Source organism: Streptomyces sp. CA-294286, from assembly GCF_050947155.1.
Taxonomy (GTDB): Bacteria; Actinomycetota; Actinomycetes; order Streptomycetales; family Streptomycetaceae; genus Streptomyces.
In genome coordinates this window covers 114,561-131,288 of sequence record NZ_CP192004.1, presented here as the reverse complement: position 1 = coordinate 131,288, position 16,728 = coordinate 114,561, and the positions used below count along the sequence as shown (strand labels likewise).

Here is a 16,728-nt window from a genome sequence, read left to right as displayed (position 1 = left end):
TGGGCCAGGTGGGCGGCCCCGGCCCCGAGGCGTGCCGTCGCGGACTGCTGCCCGCCGAGCACCTGCTCGACGTCGGCTGCGCGCGGGTGCGGTGGTGGCTCGGCCTTCAGGCCCGTACGCAGGGGGGTGGGGGTTGGCTGTGCGCGGGTGCGGTGGTGGGCCGGTCTTCAGGCCCGTACGCACGGAAACGAGCCGGTGGTTCCTGGGCCATGACGTCCTGGTGCGCGATGACGACGGTGCGGCCGTTCTGGTCCGCGGCCGGACAGCGGCAGCTGTCGACCGCTTTCGTGACCTGATCCCGGGCGTCTGGCAGCACGACTGTCGCTGACCACGTCCCGGACTCCTGTCGACCGACCTGCTCGGTACGGCATCAGCCGCGAGGACTCCTCCGCCGCAGCCGAGGGCATCGCTCCCCGCGTCGCCGTCGGCTGCGCCTTCCGCCGTTACGTCGCCGTCTCGATCAGGGCGCCTCGCGCATCGACCCGCCCTGTGACGTCGGGTCGGACAGCGGGGAGTGCCCACGGCTGACTGGACGGCCGTCCACGTGAGGCGCCCGGCCGGGACACCCCGGCCGAGCGCCTGGCGGCACACGTCGCCGCCCGACCAGCACGATCACGCGGAGCGACGTCCCCCGGAACGTCGCCGGTGGCGGGCCGTTCCGGGGGACGACGGGTCAGCGCGGTCGCATCGCGGGCACGCGACGTCGGCATCCACGGCGGAACACCGTGGATGCACGGATCACCGGAAGTGCTCGATGGACGCGCGCTCCACGTAGCCCCAGTTGCAGTACGCGTTGGTCCGCGTCGCCCCGGTCACGATGCTGCTCGACCCTGAACCCCCCAGCGTGCACCGGACGTTGACGCGCCACTTGTAGTTCCCGGGCGTGGTGCACTTGCCCCACCCGTTGGTGAGGTTTTCGCCCGTGGAGCAGTCGGGCCCGAGCGCCGAGGACGCTCCGTTCTCGTCAGGGGCGGCCTGGGCGGGCGCCGAGACGCCGCCCAACGCCAGTGCCGCTCCGACTCCCAGTCCTGCGACAGCCGTACGGAAACGCATGGGTGCTCCTTCGGTTCGTGGATGACGTGGATGAGGAGGGGGAGAGGGGATCCGTCGCGGTCGGCAGGACACCGGCGACGACGTGCGTTCGGTGCACGGACGACACGTACAGTGCGACGTGCTGGCCCGGACGTGCCTTGGTGCGGACGGGGACTCCCGGGTCGCGCCCTCCCCCGAATGGCGCGTTCCTGGCTTCACGGCCCGTTGTGCACACCACCACACTGGAGCCACGGCCGGGACCGCGGCTTGTACGAACGCGCACCCCGCCGGTCCCCGCCCTCCCCGTCGCACGGGTCGAGAGGGGCGGTCAGCTGTGGCCCGCGAGTCAGCACCCAACCGGCTGGGCCCCGAGCGCCGCCGGGTGCGCCACCGGCCCGCGGCCCGGCTGCGCGACCATGTGGTCAGCTACACCGGATACCGCATGAGTGCGGCACCTGACGTGCGGCGGATCAACCTTCCCTCGGCCACCGTCACGCTGTGCCTGACGTGGGGAGTCCCGCTCCACCTCGCCTCGGTCCGCGAGCGGGAGCGGGGTGCGGGCAGCGACTGGGACATGGTGCTGCTGGGGCCGCAGACGCGCCCGGTGACCAGCCGCGTCGGCGGCACCGGCCACGGCGTACAGGTGGAGCTGACACCCCTGGGCGCCTACGCGCTCCTGGGCCTGCCGCTCCGTCACCTCGCCGAGGGCATGGTCCACCCGGCGGACGTACTGGGACGCCACTGGGGCTCTGCCCTCACCGAGCGGCTCGCCCGCGCCTCCGGCTGGGGGGCCCGCTGGACCGTACTCGACGAAGCCCTGTCCACCCGGCTCGCCGGCACCCGCTGCTGGCCCTCGCCCGTGGTGGTCCAGGCGTGGAACCTGTTACGGGCCAGCCACGGCACGCTGCCGGTCGGACGGCTGGCCGAGGAGACCGGAAGAAGCCGGCGGCGCCTGGAGGTCCTGTTCGCGGAGCAGATCGGGCTCGCCCCCAAGAGCGCCGCCCGCGTCCTCCGTTTCCAGAGGGCTCTGACAGGGCTGCTGGAGCCCGGCGCGACCGGGGCCGGGACGGCCGCCGCCTGCGGCTACCACGACCAGGCCCATCTGGCGCGGGACTTCCGTGTCCTGGCGGGCACGACCGCGACCGGCCTCCGGGCCCTCGCCGCGCACGACACCCACGCCGCCTCCCTCGGCCACGGCGTCGATGACACGAGTCTTGTCCGCCACCCCCTCACCTCGGTCCTGGTTCCGCCGTGACCTGCCGCCTCACGGGTGCCCGCCACCACCTCGCCCGCCGGTGCCCCGGATCGCAGGGCGGAGCCCACGCCTTCCTCCGCCCCTGCGATCCCTCCGCCGTGCAGGCGCGCCCTTCTGGCGGCTGCCGGGCGGCCGTCGCATGCCAACAGGACGCCACTCGGCCGGACTTGACCGGTCGTCTACGGTCCAGCGCAAGTCTCGGGCGGTGCCTGCTCTCCGGCCGTACAGTGAGGAGGGTGGAAGACCATGCGGCCACCGGACTCAGCGCGCGTCCGACGCCCGCCCTGCGGCGGTACGTCGACGCGTATGCCGGTTTCGATCTTCGAGGGTTCCCGGCCGGGGTGCACTGCGGTCCGCCGGGCCGCTCGCTCACGGCGGTGATCAGCCTTTCCGACCCTCTGGAGGTGGCGGCGTCCGTCGACGACGGGTCACCGGTCGCCCGGTTCGACAGCGTGACCGGCGGCCTGATGTGCCGGTCCGTCGCGATCCATCACGACGGACGCCTGCACGGCGTGCAGGTGTCCCTGACACCGCTCGGGGCCCGAGCCGTCTACGGTGTGCCCGCCGCCGCGCTCGCCCACCGGCTGATCCCTCTCGACGAGCTGCTCGGCACCCTCGGCGTCGAGCTGACCGACCGGCTCCGGGCGGCGACGACATGGACCGCGCGGTTCGCCGTGCTGGACGAGTTGCTCCTGCGAGCCGTCGGCCGCGGTGCCGGCAACGACCGCGCGCCCGGAACGCGCCCCGAGGTGGCCGAGGCATGGCGACGCCTCGTCGCCGCGCGGGGTCGCGTCCAGGTGGGGGCGGTCGCCGCCGAACTGGGCTGGAGCCGTCGGTACCTCGCCGAGCGGTTTCGCGGCGAGGTGGGCCTGTCGCCGAAGACCTTCGCCCGGGTTCTGCGCTTCGAGTACGCGCACGAACTGGCGACGGCGCGCGCCCCGCTCCCGTGGGCCGACGTGGCGACCGCCTCCGGCTACGCCGATCAGGCCCATCTCGTACGGGAGTGGCGCGCGTTCACGGGCCGACCGCCGACGGTCTGGCGTCGTGGCGAAGTCCTCCTCGAAACCGGGTAGACGCCGGCCGGCGGCCCGTCGCGTCGGCTTGCGTTCCCTTTCTTTCAAGACCGCCCCCTGGCCGCCCTGTGACGATCGTCGGCATGAGACTCCTCAACGACGAACGCGATGCCATCGACCTGCGGACCACCCCCGTCCACCTCGGGCTGGGATCGAGAGCGAAACCCGTGGAGGGCTTCGCCTGGGACCCGGAGGTGCTGCGGGCGTACAGTGCCGCGGTCGCGGCGGACGGTGCCGAAGGCCGAATGGTGACCATCTTCGACGGCGAAGGCCCGGGCGACCACTGGGAGCGCCACCCCGCCGGCGACGAACTGGTCGTCTGCCTCAACGGGTCGGTGACCGTCACACGCGTCATGGACGAGGGGCCCGACCGTGTGGTGCTCGGGCCGGGGGAGGCGACGGTCAACCCGGCCGGGGTCTGGCACGCGGTCGACATGACGGGGCAGGCGTCCATCCTGACCATCACCGCCGGCCTCGGCACCGACCACCGTCCCCGGACCGACGCCCACCCGACCGAGCACGACGGCACCCCCGACCCGCAAGCACCGTGAGGACACGCGCCGTGTGCCTCGACGACGGCCCACCCACGCGCAGCCGGGCGCCGACCGTCTGGATCGCGCGCAGCCGGGCGCCGACCGTCTGGATCGCGCGCAGCCGGGCGCCGACCGTCTGGATCACGTGCAGCTCGGCGCCGACAGTCCGGACGCTCTCGGACGACACCACCGTCGTTGTGCCGTGCCGACGTGAACGGGACGAGGGGGCACGGCACTTGTCGGACCGCCCGCCCAGGGGCCGGGTTGCCGAGGCACGTCGTACGGCAGGACCGCCCACGTCGCAGCCCGGCATCGCGCTGCCGGCTGTGCCCGACTCCCGCACCCACGGTCACGTCTCTGCCGGTCACGTCTCTGCGCACCGAAGATGAGGTCGGGTTCGGAGCTCGTGCCGCCGGCCCCCACCGCGAGCAGCGGTGGGGGCCGGTGTGCCACCGGACGCCGTCCTGTGGGGAACGCGGCCCGCCGGGCAGCAGGTCCCGCTTCCGGCGGGCCTCCGTCCGCGCGGCGAGGGGTCCGGTGGCGGAATACCGGTCGGCGACGTCGGCCGGCTCGTCGTACCGAGTCCGAGGCGGCTGGTCCACTCCCGGCGAGCCGTGGCCGCCCCGGCGTCGCTGGTCGGGTCGCCGGCCCGCCGGGGCGGGTGACCGGCTCGCTGTCAGGCGGCCGGCGCTCCCATGAGTCGGATGATGAGGTCGTCGAGGCTGACCAGGCCCGTCAGCCGGCCGTCGGCGTCGCGGATGACGGCGAGTGAGGCCCTGCGGTGCTGCAGTTGCTCGACGGCGTGGGCGACGGTGTGGTGCGGGGCCAGGTCCGGGACGGGGCGGGCGAGTTCGCGGGCCGTGGGGGTCCGGCCCTGGGCGCGGGCGACCAGCGCGTCGCGGGCGTGTACCGATCCGAGGATGGTGTCGCCGTCGCGTACCAGCAGGCGGGTGTGGTCGGCCGCTGTCGCAGCGGCAAGGATCGTGTCGGTGGTCGCGGTCGCGTCGACGTAGCTGATCTGTGCGGCGGGTACCTGGAGCTGCGCGACCGGGGTCTGGGGTTCGCTCAGGGAGCGGGTGATCAGGCCGGAGTCGGTCTTGCTGATCAGTCCGAGGCGCTCGGACTCGGCGACCAGGTGGGTGAGCTGTTCGCGGTTGTGGACGGAGGTGAGTTCGTCGCGGGGGGTGACGCGGCACAGCCGCACGAGGGCGTTGCTGACCTTGTTGAGTACCCAGATGAGCGGCCGTACGAGACGGATGAGGGCGCGGAAGGGCGGGGTGAGGAGCATGGCGGAGCGTTCGGGGTGGGCGATGGCCCAGGACTTGGGGGCCATCTCGCCGAGGACCATGTGCAGGAAGACCACCACGATCATGGCGATGGCGAAGGCGATGCCGTAGCTCAGCCCGCTGGGCAGGCCGAGCCTTTCCAGGAGCGGGTCCAGTTCGTGGGAGATGGCGGGTTTGGAGATCGATCCGAGGCCCAGGGTGCAGATGGTGATGCCGAGCTGGGCGCCCGCGAGCATCAGGGACAGTTCGCGCATTCCGGCGAGAGCCGATTTGGCGCCGCGCTGTCCCTGGGCTGCGGCGCGTTCCATGCGGTGGCGCTTGGCGGCCACCAGGGCGAACTCGGCGGCGACGAAGAAGCCGCTGCCGATGAGCAGGAGGAGGGTGAGGGCGAGGGCCAGGGGGAAGCTCATCGGGTCGGCTCCTCGTCGTGCACGGCGGTCGGCGGGTCCGCGTCGGGGTGGGTGGTGTCCGGGAGGCGCTCCAGTCGGATGCGGTCGGGGACGTGGCGGTCGAGGGTGCGGACCTCGATGAGGACGGCGGCGACGGTGAGGCGGTCGCCGATGGCGGGGAAGCGGCCGAGCCGGTCCACGATCAGGCCGGCGGCGGTGTCGTAGTCCTCGTCCTCGGGAAGTTCGATGCCGGTGGCTTCGGCGATCTCGTCGAGGCGACGGCCGGCGTCGACCAGCCATCCGGTTCCGTCGGGGGCCGCGATCTCGATCACCTGGTCGGACTCGTCGGTGATCTCACCGACCAGTTCCTCGGCGATGTCCTCGAAGGTGACGATCCCGGCGAAGCCGCCGTGTTCGTCGAGGACGACCGCGAATTCCTGCTGGTGCTCGCGCATCTGCTCCACGGCGCGGGGCAGGGGCAGCGTGTCGGGCAGCAGGAGCGGGCGCCGGGCCAGCTCGCCGGCGGTGGCGCCCTCGCAGGCGGGGGCCGGCAGCCGCATCAGTTCGCGGACGCCGATGACGCCCTTGATGTCGTCGTAGCGCTGTCCGGTGACCGGGTAGGTGGAGTGGCCGTGCTTGGCGATCAGCTGCACGACCTCGGTGGCGGGTGCGTCGGCGCGTACGTAGGCGACGTCGACGCTCGGCACCATGACTTCGTCCAGGGTGCGCTCGGAGAACTCCAGGGCGTGGTCGAGGAGCTCGGCGTTCGCGCGGGGGAGCTGTCCCTGTTCGTGGGACTCGCCGATCAGATGGCTGAGCTCCTCCAGGGTCGCGCCGTGGTGCAGTTCTTCGACCGGCTCGATGCCGACCTTGCGCAGCAGCTTGTTGGCGGTGGCGTCGAAGAGGTGGACCACCGGTCCGACGACCTTGAGATACGCCAGGGTCGAGGCCGACAGCGACTTGGCGAGCCGCTCGGGAACGGCGAGGGCGAGGTTCTTGGGGGCCAGCTCGCCCAGCACCATCTGCACGACGGTGGCCATCACGAAGGCGAGCGTCACCGAGATCGCGGAGACCGCGCCGTCGGGGAGGCCGGTGCCGCTGAGCGCGGGCCGCAGCAGGGCGGAGACGGACGGTTCGGCGAGGAAGCCCACGACCAGGCCGGTGACGGTGATGCCCAGCTGGGCGCCCGAGAGCATGAACGAAAGCCGCTCCAGCACCTGCACGGCGCGTGCGGCGCGTTTGTCGCCCGCTTCGGCCTCACGGGCGAGTGCCAGCCGGTCGGCGGCGACGTAGGCGAATTCCTGCGCGACGAAGTAGCCGGTGCCGGCGGTCAGGACGAGGACGGCCAGCAGGCCGAGTACGGCGTTCATCGGACGATCCGGGGACTGCGTCGCGGACCGTCGTGGTCCGTCGGACTGGCGGACAAGACGTGCTCCTTCATAGGGGTGGGGAGGGGTGATGACGAGGACGACGGGTCTGCCGGGACCGAAGGTCCTGAGCCCGAGTATCCGTGGAGGCGGTGGGTCGCGCGTGCCGTCAGGCGGCCGGGCCGACCAGTTCTTCCAGTACGTCTTCCATGGTGACGAAGCCGAGGACCGTGCCTGCGTCGCCGGTGACCGCTGCGAGGTGGCTGCCGGCGGCGCGCAGCGCGGCGAGGGTGTCGTCCAACGGGGTGTCGATCCGCACGCGGGTCACCGCGTGCAGGGCCGCGCGGGGGAAGGGCCGGTCGCGGTCGACGACGCCGAGGGTGTCCTTGATGTGGAGGTAGCCCAGGACGGCTCCGGTGGGACCGGTGACCGGGAAGCGGGAGAACCCGGCCGCCGCGGCGACGCGCTCCAGGCGGGCCGGGGTGACGGTGTGGTCGACGGTGGTCATGTCGGCCGCGGGGACGAAGATCTCGCCGACCGGCCGCCTCCCCAGCTCCAGGGCGTCGCGCAGCCGCTCGCTGTCCGCCGGTGAGAGGAGACCGGCGTCGCTGGCGTCGCGCACCATACGGGCGAGCTCGTCGTCGGTGAACACGGACGCGACCTCGTCCTTCGGTTCGACCTTCAGCAGCGTCAGCAGGGCGTTGGCGAAGGCGTTGACGGAGAAGATCACCGGACGCAGCGCACGGGTGAGCGCGACCAGCGGCGGGCCGAGCAGCAGCGCGGTCCTCACCGGGGCGGCGAGCGCGATGTTCTTGGGCACCATCTCGCCGATCAGCATGTGCAGATAGGTCGCGACGGTCAGCGCGATCACGAACGCGACCGGGTGCACCAGGCCGTGCGGGACGTGGATTGCTTCGAAGCCCGGCTCCAGCAGACGGGCGATGGCCGGTTCGGCGACGGCGCCCAGCACCAGCGAGGAGGCGGTGATGCCGAGCTGGGCCGTTGCCATCATCGCCGAGAGGTGCTCCAGCCCCCACAGGGTCGAGCGGGCACGCCGGTGGCCCGCGCGGGCCTGTGTCTCGATCTGGCTGCGGCGGACGGAGATCAAAGAGAATTCGGCGCCGACGAAGAAGGCGTTGACCAGGATCATCAGCGCGCCGACGGCCAGCTGGAGCGCGGTCATCGGGCCATCTCCTGAGCACCCTGCTGCGAGGCGGCCGCGGGTTCGGGCTCGGTGATGTGCACGCGGTCCGCCCGGTGGTGCGCGACGTCGAGGACGTCCAGCTGCCAGCCGCCGACCACGACCGTGTCGCCCTCGGCGGGAATGCGCGCGAGGTGGGTGGCGATCAGCCCGGCCACCGTCTCGTACGGCCCGTCGGGGGCGATCAGACCTATCCGGGCGAGTTCGTCGATCCGCACGCCGCCGTCGGCCTCCCAGCCGGCCCGGCCGTCCGCGGTGGGCGGAGCAGGCAGCAGATCAGGAGTACGCGCCGGGTCGTGCTCGTCACGGACCTCGCCGACGACTTCCTCGACGATGTCCTCCACGGTCGCCACGCCGGCGGTGCCGCCGTACTCGTCGACGACCACCGCCATCGTGCGGTGCGCGCGCATCCGCTCCAGGAGCCGGTCGGCGGGCAGGGAGTCGGGCACCAGCAGCGGCGGGGTCGTCAGCTCGGTGATCGGCGTCACCGGACGCCTGCCGGGGTCGAGGGCGAGCACGTCGCGGATGTGGACGGTGCCGATGACCTCGTCGAGGCTGTCACGGTAGACGGGGAAACGGGAGAGTCCGGTGGCGTACGTCAGATTCGCCGCGTCGGCCGCCGTGGCGTGGGCCTCCAGCGCGCGCACGTCGACGCGTGGGGTCATGACGTTCTCGGCGGTCAGCTCACCCAGGTGCAGCGTGCGCACGAACAGCTCTGCGGAATCCGCTTCGATCGCACCCTCGGCCGCCGAGTGCCGGGCCAGCGAGGCCAGCTCGTCGGGGGTGCGTACGGAGGTCAGCTCCTCGGCCGGCTCCAGCCCGAAGCGCCGTACGAACCGGTTCGCGGTGCCGTTCAGGTGACGGATCAAGGGGCCGAAAGCAGCGGTGAAACCGCGCTGGGGTCCGGCCACCACCTTGGCGACGGCCAGCGGACGCGAGATCGCCCAGTTCTTGGGCACCAGCTCGCCGACGACCATCAGCACCACCGTCGAGACGGCGACACCCACCACCGTCGCCACGGAGGACGCCGCCGCACCGAGCCCCATCGCTTCGAGCGGACCGCGCAGCAGGGCCGCGAACGACGGCTCGGCGAGCATGCCGATCACCAGTGAGGTGACGGTGATGCCGAGCTGGGCACCGGACAGCTGGAACGTCAGTCGGCGCACCGCCCGGAGCGCGCTCTCGGCGCCCCGTTCCTGCGCCTCGGCGGCTCGCTCCAGCTCACCGCGCTCGACGGTGGTCAGCGAGAACTCAGCGGCGACGAAGAGCGCACACGCGAGGGTGAGGCCGAGGGCCAGGAGCAGCAGAAGGACTTCGGTCACCGTGCCACCCCCGCTTCCTGGCTCACATGGTGTGCGCAGGCGGTGGCACGGTTCGTACTGGGAGGCTCGCCCATGACGGGTCGCTCACTCCTTTTCTGCTCGGTCCGACGTAGCTGCTGGAAACAGTGTCCCCGACCTTATAGTAAAGGGATGGTAAAACCAGGTGCGTGACGGCTGAAACCGGAGCCGTTCCTCCCGCGCCCCCTCGGGGCGTCATCCTGCCGTCCGCGTCGACCGCCGCCCTGACGCCGCAGTGCCTCAGGGCGGGGCGTCGGCGGATCTCCGCGAGGTGCACGCTCCGGCGCGCTGCGGCATGCGAAGCCTTCGTCGGATCCTCCGTCAGCGGCTCCTGCCCGGTGTGAGGGCTGTGCGCTCCTCCTTCCAGTGGCATGGGGGAGGGCGTCGCAGGCGGGCGCCGCTGTCCGCCCGGACATGGGCAATTCGCTTTCTCACAGACCTGTTTCGGACATTCCCCAGGGGGGTCAAGCGGGATGCGGTCGGCACGGGTGACCGCCCTCTATGCTTCTACAGGCTTGTAGAGAACGCGAGTGCAGCCAACCGATTACGCTTCTTTCAGGAGGATTTCGTGGCATCGATCGACCTCGGCAAGGTGCTGGACAAGGCATGGGCGGACAAGAGCCTGCCGGAGATTCTCGCGGCTCCCGTCGGGGCGCTGAAGGGCGTCTCGGACCGTGACGGCGAACTGTTGCAGGAGGCGTTCGGCGTCAAGACCGTGGCAGACCTGGCCGAGTTGAAGTACGTCCGCTGGGCGCAGGCCCTGGCGGCACTCGACGCGGCCAAGTAAGGCGGCCAAGTAAGCACGACCGGCGGGTGGCCGCACCTCGTGGGTGCGGCCACCCGCCGCCCGAACCACTACCTGCACCTGAAGGTCTTCGAGCGCGGGCGGGGTGAACATCCGGTCCTGCCTGTGGCGTGGGACGCGTTCCTGCCCGGTCTCGACCCCTACCTCGACCCTGACCGCGACCTCGACCTCGACAGGTAGGGTTTGCTCAGATCAGTCCCTGCGCCAGCATGGCGTCCGCGACCAGTTCGAAGCCGGCGATGTTCGCGCCGACCACGTAGTTGCCCGGCACCCCGTACCGCTCAGCGGTGGTGTAGCAGGCCTCGTGGATGTGCCGCATGATCTCCTCCAGCCGCTCCTCGGTGTGGGAGAAGGTCCACGAGTCGCGCGAGGCGTTCTGCTGCATTTCCAGGGCGCTGGTGGCCACCCCGCCCGCGTTCGCCGCCTTACCGGGTGCGAACGCGACGCCCGCCTCCTGGAAGACCTTCACCGCCCCCGGCGTGGTCGGCATGTTCGCGCCCTCGGCGACCGCCCGGATGCCGTTCGCCACCAGGGTGCGCGCGTCGTCCTCGTCCAGCTCGTTCTGCGTGGCACACGGCAGCGCCACGTCGCACGTCACGTTCCACACGCCGCGGCCCGCGACGAACTGCGCGTGGGCGCCCCGGCGTTCCGCGTACTCCGAGACGCGACCGCGACCGGCCTCCTTGATCTCCTTCAGGAGCGCGAGGTCGATGCCCTTGTCGTCGACGACGTAACCGCTGGAGTCCGAGCAGGTCACGACGGTCGCGCCGAGCTGCTGGGCCTTCTCGATCGCGTAGATCGCCACATTGCCGGATCCGGACACGGCGACCCGTCGGCCCTCCAGGCTCTCGCCCCTGGCGCGCAGCATCTCCGCCGTGAACATCACACAGCCGTAGCCCGTGGCCTCGGTGCGCGCCTGCGCGCCGCCCCAGCCGAGACCCTTGCCGGTGAGCACCCCGGACTCGTAACGGTTCGTGATCCGCTTGTACTGGCCGAAGAGATAGCCGATCTCGCGTCCACCGACGCCGATGTCACCGGCCGGCACATCCGTGTACTCGCCGATGTGGCGGTGCAACTCGGTCATGAAGGACTGACAGAAGCGCATGACCTCGGCGTCCGAGCGACCCTTGGGGTCGAAGTCGGAACCGCCCTTGCCGCCGCCGATCGGCATGCCGGTCAGGGCGTTCTTGAAGATCTGCTCGAAGCCGAGGAACTTGACGATGCCGAGATTGACCGACGGGTGGAAGCGCAGTCCGCCCTTGTACGGGCCGAGCGAACTGGAGAACTCCACCCGGAAGCCCCGGTTGACGTGGATGCCGCCCTTGTCGTCGGACCACGGGACACGGAAGATCAGCTGTCGTTCGGGCTCGCAGACGCGCTCCACGATGCGGGCGTCCATGAATTCGGGACGCGCGTGCAGCACCGGGCCGAGCGTCTCCAGGACCTCGCGCACCGCCTGGTGGAATTCGCTCTCGCCCTGATTGCGGCGCAGCACCTCGGCGTACAGCTTCTCGATGACGCGGTCGTCGAAGGCGCCGTTCCCGACGGCACCGTTCTGAGCACCGCTCTGGGGGGTCGCAGACATCGGTCACATCCTTTCCAAGCTGGTCGGCACCCGGTACGGCGCCCGCCGGGGAGACGGCCCGGGGCCCCGTCGGCCGCACACCGACTCCGGAATTCCTCGTCCGCGTGCACGGGCACGCGGATGCATCTGACCGATGATTGTTCCAGTGCACGTCAAGGGCCCTCCCCGCAGTCCACATGCTGGCGCCCCCGCCCCCGCCCCCGCCCACATCCGGCTGAAGCGGCCTCGAAGCCCCGCGACGGACACTGCACGACGACGTGCGGCCCAGCAGCCCGAGCCCTGAGCCCCGAGCTGTGGCCGAACGCGACCGCCCCCTGCCTCAGACGCCCTCGTACCGTTCACCTCAGCAAAGACGCAGACGGGACGCGCGGGTAAATCGGGACCGTCCGCGGTAGGCATTCTGCGTGCAGACCTTTCTCCCGTACTCCGACTTCACCAGATCCGCCGCGGCCCTGGACCGGTCACGTCTGGGCAAGCAGCGGGTCGAGGCCCTCCAGGTGCTGCGCGGATTGACCGTGCCCGGCTACGGATGGCGGCATCATCCCGCGGTACGCATGTGGCTCGGCTACGAGGAAGCCCTGGCCCGTTACGGCCTCGACGTGTGCGCGGTGTGGGTGGCGCAGGGGCGCGCCGACACCTGTGCCACCACGCTCCTCGCCGACTTCGCCCGGCACCGTCCCGGCGCCGACGTACGCCCCCAGGAACAGCTCGCCGACGACGGCGAGCTGCCGCCCTGGCTGGGGGACGCCGCCTTCCACCGCAGCCATCGGTCGGCGCTGGTGCGCAAGGCGCCGGAGACGTATTCCCCGCTCTTCCCGGGCGTCCCCGATGATCTGCCCTACGTCTGGCCCGCGTCCGACCGGGGCCCTTCGTAGCCTTGCTCCTCACCGGCGGGCGTGGACTCCACAGTCGTCCGTGCCCGCCGGCGTGCGGTCGGGGCCCGCGCGAAGGGGGTCCTCAGCGGGACGAACCCGGCGGCATCGAGGACGAGCCCGCCGGCCACGGGCCCGGACGCTCTCGTGCCGGCCTGACCGGGTACCGCCACATCAGTCGGCGTGTCCGGAAGCGGAGGCCGGCCCGGCGTGGGTGCGGGAGGAGCGGCGCGCTCGCAGGCGACGGATCATCCAGGCTGCCAGGAGCAGGACGGCCAGGAGCCCGGCGATCACGGCGGGCCCGGCACTGTCCAGGGTGTTCGCGAGTGCGCGCTGGAGGGCACCGGCTCCGTCGATGACGGGATCGGTGGTGGCGGGGTCGCGCTGGACACGGATCTCGTACCAGCCGTAGTAGGCGACGTACAGGCTGACGAGGAGCAGGAGTCCGCCGCCGATACGGGGTGCGAGCGCGCCGGCGCGGCGCAGGTGGCCGACGGCGGTACTGCGGGTGAGGGCGACGGTGAGAGACGCGACGCCGACGATCAGGCCCATGCCCACCGCGTACGCGGCGAACAGAATGAGGCCCCGGCCCGTGGAACCGCTGCGGAACGCGGAGACGACGATGGCGAGGAACGGAGCGATGGTGCAGCCCAGGGACGCGGTGGCGTACGCCATGCCGAACAGGGCCATCGAAGGGACGGAACGGGTGACGGTGGGGGCCCGTCGGACTTTCGGCAGCAGGGCGGGCAGTTGGCGGCCGACGAGCAGCCATGCCCCGGCCGCGGCCATGAGGACGCCGAACGTGATGGTGAACCAGGGCAGGTGTTCCTGGACCTGTCCGGCGACGGGCTGGACGGCCAGGCCGAACACGCCGAAGAGGGCGGCGAAGCCGACGGTGATCGAGACGGTCGCGGTCAGGGCGCGGCCGACGGCGACGGCGCGGGTGGGGCTGTCGTCGCCGAGGACCAGGAGGGAGAGGTAGGCGGGGAGCAGGGCGAAGCCGCACGGGTTGACGGCGGCGAGGATGCCCGCGGTGAGTGCGAGGGCGAGGGGCAGGTCGGACATCGTGGCTCAGCCGGTCAGTCCGGCGACCTTCTCGGCCAGCCCTTTGCCTCCGGGCAGAACCCCTTCGTAGACGGTCTTGCCGTCCTTGTCGAGGATGACGTAGCGGCTCTGCTCGGTGACCTCGAACCGCTTCCAGAGCTCACCCGTCTCGTCGGAAAGCTGGGGGAACCCGTCGGTCCCCGTGTCGGCGACGAAGTCCTTCATGGCCGTGTTCTTGTCCAGCCCCGCCACACCGACGACATGGGCCTTGCCCGCGTGGTCGGCTGCGACCTTCGCGGTCTCGGCGGCCTGGGCCTTGCACTTGGGGCACCAGGGCGCCCAGAACCACAGCACGGTCGGTTTGCCCGCCAGTGTCTCGGCGTTGAAGGGCGTGCCGTCCACCGTGGTGGCGGTGAACCGAAGCGCCTGTGGCACCGCGGGTTCGGCGGTGGTGTCGCCGGTGCCGGGGGAGGCGGTTGGCTGTGCCGGGGACGAGGCGTTCGAGGGCGAGGTGCCTGCCGCCGCGTCCCCGGCGCCACTGTCGGCACCGCATGCAGTGAGGGTGATCAGTGCGGCGGCGAGGGCTGCCGGGAGGACGGTGCGGGCGCGCATGGAGGTCTCCTGTGTGCTGGGGATGAGGGCGACTGTAGATCCTCAGGTCCGGCCGGGGAGGCGGGGTGCGCTTACGGATTCATGACGTCAGCCGCCGGACCGGGCCGACGGAGACGCCGCGCAGTCCGCGACGATGCCGGAGGGGGCGACCGGCACCGCGCACGGGCGAGAGCGCCGGCTGTGGTCGGTTCCCGGAAGGGCCGCTACGGCCCCGCTCGGATGCGTACCGAACCCGCTCCCGCGCCGTCCTCCCTCGGTACGCACCACCCGCCGGGTGCACGGGCTCGACGCTCGGTTCGGCATGCGATTCGATCACCTGCTGTGCTGTGCTGTGCAGGGAGACGGCCCGTGTCCGTCGGCACGCCGCCTGCTGTGGACTCAACACGTCTGCTGTGGACCCAAGGTGACGGGCGCCGCTCAGAACTGTCATGGTCCGGTCACTTCCAACGCACGGGGCGGTCATGGGTCGCTGACAGGCTCTCGTATGTCCTCGCGGCAGCCGCTCGGGGCAGGAGGGAAGGCGCAGACCGTGTCAGCGCTGCTCGTTCCGGCCTCGCCGCCTGCGCCGTACAGGGTCCGACACGCGCTTCCGCGCACCCTCGCCGCGGAGACGCAGCACGTCCTGCCCGCGTTCCCCGACTGCACCGCCCTCGGCGCCGTCTGCTGAGCGTGGCCGCGAGGGCCCAGCCGTCAATGACCGACCTCTTGGAGGTTCCATGGTGAAGTCACTTCGTCTGTTGCTGCTCACTTCCCTGGCAGTGGGCACGCTGATGACCACGTCCGTCGGGCCGGCCAGCGCCGCGCCGGAGAAGATCAACCGCGATCAGGTGCTGTCGATCGCGGACAAGAGGACCGCCGAGTGGACGTCGATCGGCGGGTTCCAGGTTCAGCTGCGCTATGGCAGCTACGCCGGTTCCCAGTACGGCTGGGCCAAGTTGGACAACTTCCCGACGGACCGGCAGGGTGCCATCTGGCTGGAGACCAGTGCCGACAGCGGCGCGAACTGGGTCACCCGATCCTTCTTCAGCACAACGGTGAGCGTGTTCACCGAAGGTGTCCAGACCAGGTCGGCCAGTAGCTTCGTGATGCGTGCCTGCTACCGGGGGCCGGAGACGAACAAGTGGTGCACCGACAAGTGGTGACCGGCCGGCCTCGACCACATCTGACCTGCCGTCAACTCGCAGACGGACCATCAGGAAGCGCGTCGGCGAGCGGATCCTGCCATGTCTCGTTCCTGGAGGGCCCGGCGCACACCACACCGAGCGCAAGCCCGCTGTGGTTCCCCGGACGTCGTGTTCCAGTCGCCGCGGAGGACGGTCCGCGAGGAGGCTTTCAGCTTCCCGAGAGGCTTGCACCACGTCCGACCGCGGGCGATGCTGTCCGCACCAAAATCACCGCCCGTTCCAGGGCTTCCCGGAAACCCATCAGGGGGAATCAGAAGATGCGCAGGACGAGTTCACGCCCGCTGACCAAGATGATGACTGCGGCGGCGGTGGGCGTGATGGCCGCGGCCGGCATGGCGGCTCCGGCCTCCGCGGCGGAAGCCCCGCGGGCCGACCGGTTGAGCGCGAGCGCCGCGTTCCAGACGGTCACCACCTGGGTCCAGGGCAATGTGCGGATCGGGCCGTCGACGGGCTACCGCATCGCCTACACCGTCGCGGCGAACCAGAACCTCACCGCCGTGTGCTGGACGGAGGGCGGCACGGTCACCGCCAACGGATACACCCACAACAAGTGGGTGTACCTCGCGGACGAACGGTGGATCTGGGGCGGCCTGCTCAAGGGCAACGAGGTGGGCAACGTCAGCTCCCGCTGCTGGTGACCCACCGGCCGCTCCCGCACCCACCGCGGGAGCGGCCGTCCTAGCTCTGCCCCGCCGCCTCGGCCACCGACCCGTGCAGCGACAGAACCGATCCGGCTCGACCAGCCCCGTCGCCCGCCGCCTCGGCCACCGACCCGTGCAGCGACAGAACCGATCCGGCTCGACCAGCCTTGGACCCGTCGCCCGTCGCCCGTCGCTGCACGCTGGTGAGTTGGTTCCGGCCGAAACGCACCGGCGTCGCCCCTGCCCGTACGCACGGTCCTGCCCGTCTCGGACGGATGCCCCTCACTGGTGCTCAGGCACAGCCGGACGAGGGCGGAAGCAGCGCTGCCGCGACCAGCCGGCTCGGACGCCGGGACGCGTCGAACCTCGACACGATCCATGCCCCGAGCGCAAAGCGTGCGCAGCGCTCGCGGTGACCACCGGCGCTGACGGTCCGGTGTCCACGCGGTCTCGTGCCGCGAACTCCTGTGTGCTCGCGCAGGGGGTCTGCCCCACCTGATCCAGGGGGC

The 16,728-nt window shown here is 71.5% G+C and carries 18 protein-coding genes; 10 read left to right on the top strand and 8 right to left on the bottom strand.

Annotated features, from left to right (window positions below; genetic code table 11):
* Positions 1 to 8 precede the first annotated feature (8 nt).
* Positions 9 to 296, top strand: coding sequence for a hypothetical protein (locus ACQPZG_RS00600; RefSeq protein WP_433543755.1), 288 nt, complete (start codon positions 9 to 11; stop codon positions 294 to 296).
* Positions 297 to 738: 442 nt separating this feature from the next.
* Here ACQPZG_RS00600 and ACQPZG_RS00595 read toward each other — a convergent pair whose 3' ends face one another.
* Positions 739 to 1,053 (bottom strand): hypothetical protein, encoded by a 315-nt coding sequence (locus tag ACQPZG_RS00595; RefSeq protein WP_433543754.1) that lies wholly within the window; start codon positions 1,051 to 1,053, stop codon positions 739 to 741.
* 313 nt (positions 1,054 to 1,366) lie between these two features.
* On the opposite strand from ACQPZG_RS00595, the gene ACQPZG_RS00590 reads away from it, so the two are divergent.
* From ACQPZG_RS00590 to ACQPZG_RS00580, 3 genes are all read left to right on the top strand, one after another.
* Positions 1,367 to 2,287 carry a helix-turn-helix domain-containing protein gene (locus ACQPZG_RS00590; protein ID WP_433543753.1) on the top strand — a complete coding sequence of 307 codons (921 nt, stop codon included), beginning with the start codon at positions 1,367 to 1,369 and terminating at the stop codon, positions 2,285 to 2,287.
* A 236-nt stretch (positions 2,288 to 2,523) separates the two neighbouring features.
* Positions 2,524 to 3,360: a helix-turn-helix domain-containing protein gene (locus ACQPZG_RS00585; RefSeq protein WP_433543752.1), complete on the top strand. Its 837-nt coding sequence runs from the start codon at positions 2,524 to 2,526 to the stop codon at positions 3,358 to 3,360.
* A gap of 83 nt (positions 3,361 to 3,443) precedes the next feature.
* Positions 3,444 to 3,911, top strand: coding sequence for a cupin domain-containing protein (locus ACQPZG_RS00580; RefSeq protein ID WP_433543751.1), 468 nt, complete (start codon positions 3,444 to 3,446; stop codon positions 3,909 to 3,911).
* Positions 3,912 to 4,569: 658 nt separating this feature from the next.
* On the opposite strand, the gene ACQPZG_RS00575 is transcribed toward ACQPZG_RS00580, so the two are convergent.
* The 4 genes from ACQPZG_RS00575 to ACQPZG_RS00560 form a co-directional block, all read right to left on the bottom strand.
* Positions 4,570 to 5,589 (bottom strand): hemolysin family protein, encoded by a 1,020-nt coding sequence (locus ACQPZG_RS00575; protein ID WP_433543750.1) that lies wholly within the window; start codon positions 5,587 to 5,589, stop codon positions 4,570 to 4,572.
* Positions 5,586 to 6,938 (bottom strand): hemolysin family protein, encoded by a 1,353-nt coding sequence (locus tag ACQPZG_RS00570; protein ID WP_433543749.1) that lies wholly within the window; start codon positions 6,936 to 6,938, stop codon positions 5,586 to 5,588. Before ACQPZG_RS00570 ends, ACQPZG_RS00575 begins: the two co-directional genes overlap by 4 nt.
* 166 nt (positions 6,939 to 7,104) lie before the next feature.
* Entirely contained in the window at positions 7,105 to 8,118 is a 1,014-nt protein-coding gene (locus ACQPZG_RS00565; RefSeq protein ID WP_433543748.1) for a hemolysin family protein, read from the bottom strand.
* Entirely contained in the window at positions 8,115 to 9,458 is a 1,344-nt protein-coding gene (locus ACQPZG_RS00560) for a hemolysin family protein (protein ID WP_433543747.1), read from the bottom strand. The genes ACQPZG_RS00565 and ACQPZG_RS00560 overlap by 4 nt, the downstream gene beginning before the upstream one ends.
* A gap of 586 nt (positions 9,459 to 10,044) precedes the next feature.
* On the opposite strand from ACQPZG_RS00560, the gene ACQPZG_RS00555 reads away from it, so the two are divergent.
* Positions 10,045 to 10,263, top strand: coding sequence for a hypothetical protein (locus tag ACQPZG_RS00555; RefSeq protein ID WP_433543746.1), 219 nt, complete (start codon positions 10,045 to 10,047; stop codon positions 10,261 to 10,263).
* 39 nt (positions 10,264 to 10,302) lie between these two features.
* Complete coding sequence (locus tag ACQPZG_RS00550) at positions 10,303 to 10,461, top strand: hypothetical protein (protein ID WP_433543745.1); 159 nt, start codon at positions 10,303 to 10,305, stop codon at positions 10,459 to 10,461.
* Between the two features lie 7 nt (positions 10,462 to 10,468).
* On the opposite strand, the gene gdhA is transcribed toward ACQPZG_RS00550, so the two are convergent.
* Positions 10,469 to 11,866, bottom strand: a complete 1,398-nt coding sequence (gene gdhA / locus ACQPZG_RS00545; RefSeq protein WP_433543744.1) for an NADP-specific glutamate dehydrogenase — start codon at positions 11,864 to 11,866, stop codon at positions 10,469 to 10,471.
* A gap of 404 nt (positions 11,867 to 12,270) precedes the next feature.
* Between gdhA and ACQPZG_RS00540 the strand changes: the two genes are divergently transcribed.
* The gene (locus tag ACQPZG_RS00540) at positions 12,271 to 12,741 is read left to right on the top strand and encodes an MSMEG_6728 family protein (protein ID WP_433543743.1); all 471 of its coding nucleotides are present in this window, start codon (positions 12,271 to 12,273) and stop codon (positions 12,739 to 12,741) included.
* Positions 12,742 to 12,912: 171 nt separating this feature from the next.
* Here ACQPZG_RS00540 and ACQPZG_RS00535 read toward each other — a convergent pair whose 3' ends face one another.
* Positions 12,913 to 13,803, bottom strand: a complete 891-nt coding sequence (locus ACQPZG_RS00535; RefSeq protein ID WP_433543742.1) for a cytochrome c biogenesis CcdA family protein — start codon at positions 13,801 to 13,803, stop codon at positions 12,913 to 12,915.
* Between the two features lie 6 nt (positions 13,804 to 13,809).
* Complete coding sequence (locus ACQPZG_RS00530) at positions 13,810 to 14,394, bottom strand: redoxin domain-containing protein (protein ID WP_433543741.1); 585 nt, start codon at positions 14,392 to 14,394, stop codon at positions 13,810 to 13,812.
* A 529-nt stretch (positions 14,395 to 14,923) separates the two neighbouring features.
* Here ACQPZG_RS00530 and ACQPZG_RS00525 point away from each other — a divergent pair.
* From ACQPZG_RS00525 to ACQPZG_RS00515, 3 genes are all read left to right on the top strand, one after another.
* A complete protein-coding gene (locus ACQPZG_RS00525) occupies positions 14,924 to 15,061 on the top strand; it encodes a hypothetical protein (RefSeq protein ID WP_433543740.1) in 138 nt (45 codons plus the stop codon).
* Between the two features lie 49 nt (positions 15,062 to 15,110).
* A complete protein-coding gene (locus ACQPZG_RS00520; RefSeq protein ID WP_433543739.1) occupies positions 15,111 to 15,536 on the top strand; it encodes a hypothetical protein in 426 nt (141 codons plus the stop codon).
* A 299-nt stretch (positions 15,537 to 15,835) separates the two neighbouring features.
* Positions 15,836 to 16,216, top strand: a complete 381-nt coding sequence (locus tag ACQPZG_RS00515) for an SH3 domain-containing protein (RefSeq protein WP_433543738.1) — start codon at positions 15,836 to 15,838, stop codon at positions 16,214 to 16,216.
* The last annotated feature ends 512 nt before the right edge of the window (positions 16,217 to 16,728 follow it).